At 45.4% G+C, this 6,125-nt stretch carries 5 protein-coding genes; all 5 read left to right on the plus strand.

Annotation, left to right across the window (positions count from 1 at the left end):
• The first annotated feature begins 2 nt into the window (after positions 1-2).
• The 5 genes from TCA2_RS24430 (at position 3) to TCA2_RS24450 (ending at position 6,058) form a co-directional block, all read left to right on the plus strand.
• Complete coding sequence (locus TCA2_RS24430; RefSeq protein WP_047914210.1) at positions 3-638, plus strand: hypothetical protein; 636 nt, start codon at positions 3-5, stop codon at positions 636-638.
• 4 nt (positions 639-642) lie between these two features.
• The gene (locus tag TCA2_RS24435; RefSeq protein WP_052512287.1) at positions 643-3,966 is read left to right on the plus strand and encodes an ATP-binding protein; all 3,324 of its coding nucleotides are present in this window, start codon (positions 643-645) and stop codon (positions 3,964-3,966) included.
• The gene (locus TCA2_RS24440) at positions 3,963-4,571 is read left to right on the plus strand and encodes an HNH endonuclease (RefSeq protein ID WP_028597606.1); all 609 of its coding nucleotides are present in this window, start codon (positions 3,963-3,965) and stop codon (positions 4,569-4,571) included. Before TCA2_RS24435 ends, TCA2_RS24440 begins: the two co-directional genes overlap by 4 nt.
• The gene (locus tag TCA2_RS24445) at positions 4,571-4,948 is read left to right on the plus strand and encodes a hypothetical protein (protein WP_047914211.1); all 378 of its coding nucleotides are present in this window, start codon (positions 4,571-4,573) and stop codon (positions 4,946-4,948) included. The genes TCA2_RS24440 and TCA2_RS24445 overlap by 1 nt, the downstream gene beginning before the upstream one ends.
• A 519-nt stretch (positions 4,949-5,467) precedes the next feature.
• Entirely contained in the window at positions 5,468-6,058 is a 591-nt protein-coding gene (locus TCA2_RS24450; protein ID WP_028597608.1) for a zeta toxin family protein, read from the plus strand.
• Positions 6,059-6,125 lie beyond the last annotated feature (67 nt).

Consider the following 6,125-nt stretch of genomic DNA (forward strand, 5'->3'; position numbering starts at 1 on the left):
TCGTGGCTATTACGAATGCTTTTATAAACGCAGTTGAAGCAGGAAATGTCCGAAGTATCCGTATTATGATGAAAGATAGCCTGCTTGTTGACCCGACATTTGCTGAATTCAACCAAATGGAACAGTATGCTCGAAATATAAACGGGCTTTATGATGAACATGACGGTCGGGAGCTTAAAGAGGATAAAACTTCCTGGAACGACGACTACATGAATAAACTAATGGTTCAGGTTGTCGGCAACTTCTCGCACGACCGGATCAGCCGTCTCAAGGAGATCGTTAGACATCTACGCCCGGTTGCTTCAAATACACCAGCAAGACATTCAAACGGCAACGGGATCAGTAGTGTTCCCGGTAATAGCAGTAGCAGAATGGATGTTGCTAATAATGGTAACTATCCCTTTCGCCAACCCTCCAGCAATTCATGGAGATCATCGCCTCCCAGTTCCCGGCAACAGCAGTGGATTGGTAAGCAAAATAAGCGATTGCGTACTACCAGAGTCACAACAGGAGCCCTCGCAGGCGGAGTCGTTGTCGGTACGGCCACAGCCATTGGCGGAGGCAGCTTTATCGCAGGTGCTGCTGTCGGAGCGGTCGTCGTTGGGGCAGCAGTATTCATTGCAACGCACAGGAGGTAGTCGTATGAGTGATTTTGTAGATTTGACCGGCGGGAAGACTATGTCGGTGAGCGAACCGTCGGAGCCAACGCTTCCGCCATCGCCTAAAAGCAATGTTCCGAGCTATGACGTGCTTGAAGGTCAGCTTACCGAAGCAAGCTTGCTTGTTGATGACATCGTGCTCAAAAACTATTTAACTAAGCTGACTGACTTTGACATTATTCCGCTACCTGATAGTCTGAAGCAAATTAGCGATATTCGCCTGTTTAAAATAACGGAAATGGTTTACCAGAATCATGAATATTCAACCTATAAATTTGCTTCAGTTTTCAATGCGGTGCAAAACCTGAACTGCGGTGTGTTTATTATTGCCGACAGCAACGGCGAGAAAACCGACTTTTATATGGGCGTGCGCGCACTTGACGATAAACGAACAACAAAATCGCTCAAAGATACGTTAAGAAATGCGTTGCGCGGTCAGTTCCCCGGTGTAAAGACGGTCGATCTTCTCGACTCTGCTGCGGAAAGCTTTCTTGAGAACATTCCGTCGGGTAATATCGCGTCGGTCTCGTGTGTTGCCAACAATAAAGATGCGGAATTCACTGACAACGAGCGGTTTATTCAAGGACTCGACAAGCTTGTACTTGCCATGCAGGGTCAACGTTATACTGCCGTTGTGTTAGCCAAAAGCACGCCGTCCGCTCAGTTAGCAGAAACCCGCCGCGCCTACGAAAATATGTACACACAGCTTTCACCGTTTGCCAATATGCAGCTAAGCTACGGCACAAATACGGCTATAAATGTATCAAATGCTTTTTCGCAAGGAACGACAACAGGCACGTCGCATTCGACAAACCGCTCGACCCAAATCGGCACCAGTCGTTCAACGAGCTCGACGATAAATGAATCCGAAACGAAGACTGATACCGCCACTATGGTTATGAAAGGGGTGGGTGCAGCATTGCTTGGCGCAGCAGGCATTGTTACCGCTCCGCTAACCGGGGGCGCCAGCCTCGTTGCAGCAGGAGCGATTATGGCAGGCCATGTTGGCCTTAGCGCGATCAATCCCAAGTCAACAACGAAAGGTACATCCACGAACGAAAGCTACTCCGATAGTTCATCGGAGTCGTTTGGGGAGTCGGATACGACGAATGAAAGCACGAGCGAAAATAGCACCAAAACCATGGGTTTAGTATCCGGGACGTCGGATAACATGCAGCTTACAACGCAAAATAAAACGCTTATTAACACGCTTGAGCGGATTGATTTGCAGTTAAAACGTATTGATGAATGCGAAAGTCTCGGCATGTGGGAATGCGCTGCTTATTTCTTGTCAGACAGTCAAGAAACGGCGGAGATGGCGGCAGGCACCTATCGAGCATTGATGAAAGGCGAGAAGTCCGGTGTTGAAACATCGGCGATCAACTTCTGGGGGCGCCAGCATACAAAGCAGATTCCTATGCTTCGGGAGTACATTACGAACTTTATTCATCCCGTCTTTGCTTATCAATCACATTCGACGAGGTTGCCAGTGACAGCCTCATCGCTCGTAAGCGGTAACGAGCTTGCGATTCAGATGGGGCTTCCCCGCAACTCGGTATGCGGCTTTCCCGTCATTGAACACGCTGATTTCGGCCTGGAAGTGGTCAAGTACAATCAGCGTAGTAATCGCGAGAGCAGCTTTATTCTGGGCAACGTATTCACGATGGGAAGCGAAACGAATACGGAAGTGCGTCTTGACCGTGATTCCATGACGATGCATACGTTTGTGACAGGCTCTACCGGTTCCGGCAAAAGTAACACCGTGTACGAACTACTCAATCAATTACGGAACGTCTACGATATTCCGTTCCTAGTCATTGAGCCTGCTAAAGGCGAGTACAAAAACGTTTTTGGGCAATTTGCCGACGTATCTGTATATGGGACAAATCCCAAGAAAAGCGATTTGCTCCGGATCAATCCGTTCCGGTTTCCAGCCGACATTCATGTTTTGGAGCATTTGGATCGACTTGTAGAATTATTTAATGTATGCTGGCCGATGTATGCCGCAATGCCCGCCATCTTAAAGGAAGCGATGGAACGATCCTATACTGCGGTGGGCTGGAATTTAAGCGCCTCTGAAAATCCGAAAGGTGATATATATCCAAACTTTGCAGATTTATTAGAGCAGATTGAAACCGTAATTAATGAGTCCAAATACTCGTCTGATAGTAAGAGTGACTACTCCGGTGCCTTGTGTACCCGTGTCCGATCGCTGACGAATGGGTTAAATGGTCTGATTTTCACAAGCGATGATTTAACGGATACCGAGTTGTTCGATAGGAGCGTAATTGTAGATTTGAGCCGTGTCGGATCGACGGAAACCAAGTCGCTTATCATGGGACTGCTCGTTATGAAGCTCAATGAATACCGGATGACCTATGGTCAAACGAACAGCTCGCTTAAACATATCACTGTGCTTGAGGAAGCACATGTCTTATTAAAGCGCACATCAACAGAGCAGTCCGCTGAGAGCTCCAATCTTCTCGGTAAATCGGTAGAGATGCTTGCCAATTCTATTGCAGAGATGAGAACGTATGGAGAAGGCTTTATTATCGCCGATCAATCGCCTGGGCTATTGGATATGTCGGTCATTCGCAACACGAACACCAAAATTATTCTGAGATTGCCGGAACGAAGCGACCGTGAGCTTGTAGGGTATGCCGCGAATCTGGATGAAGAGCAGATTGGCGAGCTGTCAAAGCTGGAGCGTGGTGTAGCGGCTATTTATCAGAATGATTGGGTAGAACCTGTATTAGTTAAGGTGAATAAATGTGATATTGATGAAAAGCGCTACGACACCAAAGCGCATAATTCGGCAACAGATGTCCGGAAGGTTTGGACACAGCTCCTGTCGTTACTCATCCAGGGGAGAGTGCGTGAACACCTGAACTTTGATTTAAGCGAAATTGAACGTGGGGTGACTATGCTTCAATTATCCTCTCACAACAGGGAATTTGTCGAGGAGCAAATCATTGAGTATCAATTAGAGGGTAAATTGTCCTTGTGGAGTCCTTCGGAATTTATTAAGCTTTCCCGCCGCATTACGGGTTTGCTTGGTGTTCGTGCGCAAGTCGAAAGCTATGTGGCTACTTCCGTTAACAATTCCGAGCTGACCAGGAAGCTTGCAGGGCTCGTGAATCAATTCGTATCCCATGCCTCCGAAGAAGTGACTCTTGCCGTAAGCCAGTGCTTGATGAAGGATATAAGTGTACAGCAAGAGGAATCGGAGGTTCGTGAACGGATATATATGCAATGGATCGATGAGATAAAAGAAAGTTTTAGGAAAAACGGCGGGGTGAATATATGAGCATTGCTTCGTTTAAAGAAATAACGGAGATATCGCAAAAGCGGTTCTCCGACAGTCCGCTCGGCAAGATGACGGAGAATAAAACATTCGAAAAACCGATGAGCGAGTATGATAAGCCATTAGGCGCTGTGCTTGATAATTTTAGGAACTGTCCTATTGAGGGTAATAATGGTCATTGGGATGGCGAACGCGGCGATTCCAAATGGATTCCCGACCAAGATTATGTCCCGCCTGAAGTGAAAGGAAAAACCCGTTCCAACCCCGATGGCTTAACAATGGGGCAGCTGCTCGACAAATACGGTATTGATGGCGGAATAGTTTATAAGGACGGCGAGCCCGATTTTAGCGAGGTTAGCAAAGGTACCGTTGAGATTGAACCGTTCTCTACCGAACGTACGGATAATTTCGACAAGGCCGATCTAGCGCTGGCCCAACAAAAAGGTTGTACACCTGAAGAAGTTGCACAATGGCGCAAAGACAATAATTACACGTGGCACGAATGTAAGGACATGAGAACGATGCAGAAAGTCCCCAATGAAATTCATGCAAATTTTTCGCATAGCGGCGGAATTGCTGAAGCTAAGAAAGGTAAAGGTGATTCCTAATGAATAATCCGGTGTTTGGTAAGCTTATTTTCAACGTCGGTTGGAAAGCTGAAACGGAGATTTCGCTTTTTAATAAAAACTATAATGTAATCATCAAAGCGGCAGCATACTTTGAAAAAGACGGTATCACCGCAGAACAGGAAGCGGCGATTGTTGATTTCGATGACCATAAGAATGAACGTTTAAAAATGGTCGAAAAGCTGCTAACTGATTTTTCTGAAGGAGATGCCTCTCAGCAATTTATTCCACGTACCTTATTGTTCCAACGTAATGGCAATTATGCCTTGCTTCTCGATGATAAAGAAGATGAAGATGAAGGCATAGCAGTTTGTCTTCTACCAGAAGCGAAGATTGTATCTCAGGATGAGTATCTTTAATTTATCTTTAGCCGAGTTTCGTAAAATTGATGGATTTCATCGACTACGTTCTTAATGACATAATACCAAGAAGCTGATAGACAGGAAGGTTAATGATGCGACCTTAGACAGATAAATGTCTATGGTCGTTTTTTCTTAACAAGTGGGGTTACACAGTAATGGGATATCACGGAATGAACTTATTAAATAGCTCAATGGTACTGAAGCGATTGCTGCCGCGATTCAGCATCATAAAGTGCTCGATCATGAGCTTAGCTGTTTGTGTAAAGGTCCTTATGTTATAATTTTAGGCATAGATATTTAGTGGGCTATTTCCCGAATAATACAATTATAATCAGGCGGTGATTCATGTGAACCGGATGCACGGCATAAATAAATACATTAAACTTACAGGCGATCGAGCGAAATTAGATGCAAAAGCTTATGGCACATACATTGTGTATAAGACAAGCGATGGTCATATGGTTAGGGAGTATAGCAATGGGGAAATAGAACGTATCGAGGATTCGGAGCTCCACAATGAATAGCCCACTTGCAACAATGTTTGTGTTCGCTGGAAACAACGGCAGTGGCAAAAGTACAATTCGCAATCTTATTGTGGATCGTATTGGTGTTAGTATAAACATTGATGCAGATGCACTGGCTCGCGCGATTGATGCGGAACAACCCGAGCGTTACAAAGTAAGTGCCGGAAAAGAAGCAATTAAGATAGTAAGAGATTGTATTCGTAACAAACGGGATTTTTCAATCGAGACGACTTTGGCAGGCGGTAACGTCATTCGTCAAATGCGTGAAGCGAAGAGTAAAGGCTTTGAGGTTGTCATGTTCTATGTTGGATTAGGTGATTATCGATTGAATATCGAAAGGGTTGCCGCCCGGGTGAAAAACGGCGGTCATCATATCCCATCCGAAGATATCATAAGGCGGCACCATACCTCCGTAGAGAATTTACTTGCTCATCTTGATCTTATCGATTATTTAGTTCTGATCGACAATAGTGAGTCAGATGGCAAGATCGTTATGGAAGCCGACCAAAAACGTGTTATTTATCGAGCTGCTGTGCTGCCTGAGTGGGCAAGGAAAGTTGAGAAGCACCTAGATCAGTTCTAATTCAAGAGCGTATAGATGAGATAAATGCTAAAAAAATCATGAACACTAATGACATTAGAATCGAGAT

The organism is Paenibacillus sp. TCA20 (genome assembly GCF_000732325.1).
GTDB classification, from domain to species: Bacteria; Bacillota; Bacilli; order Paenibacillales; family Paenibacillaceae; genus Paenibacillus; species Paenibacillus urinalis.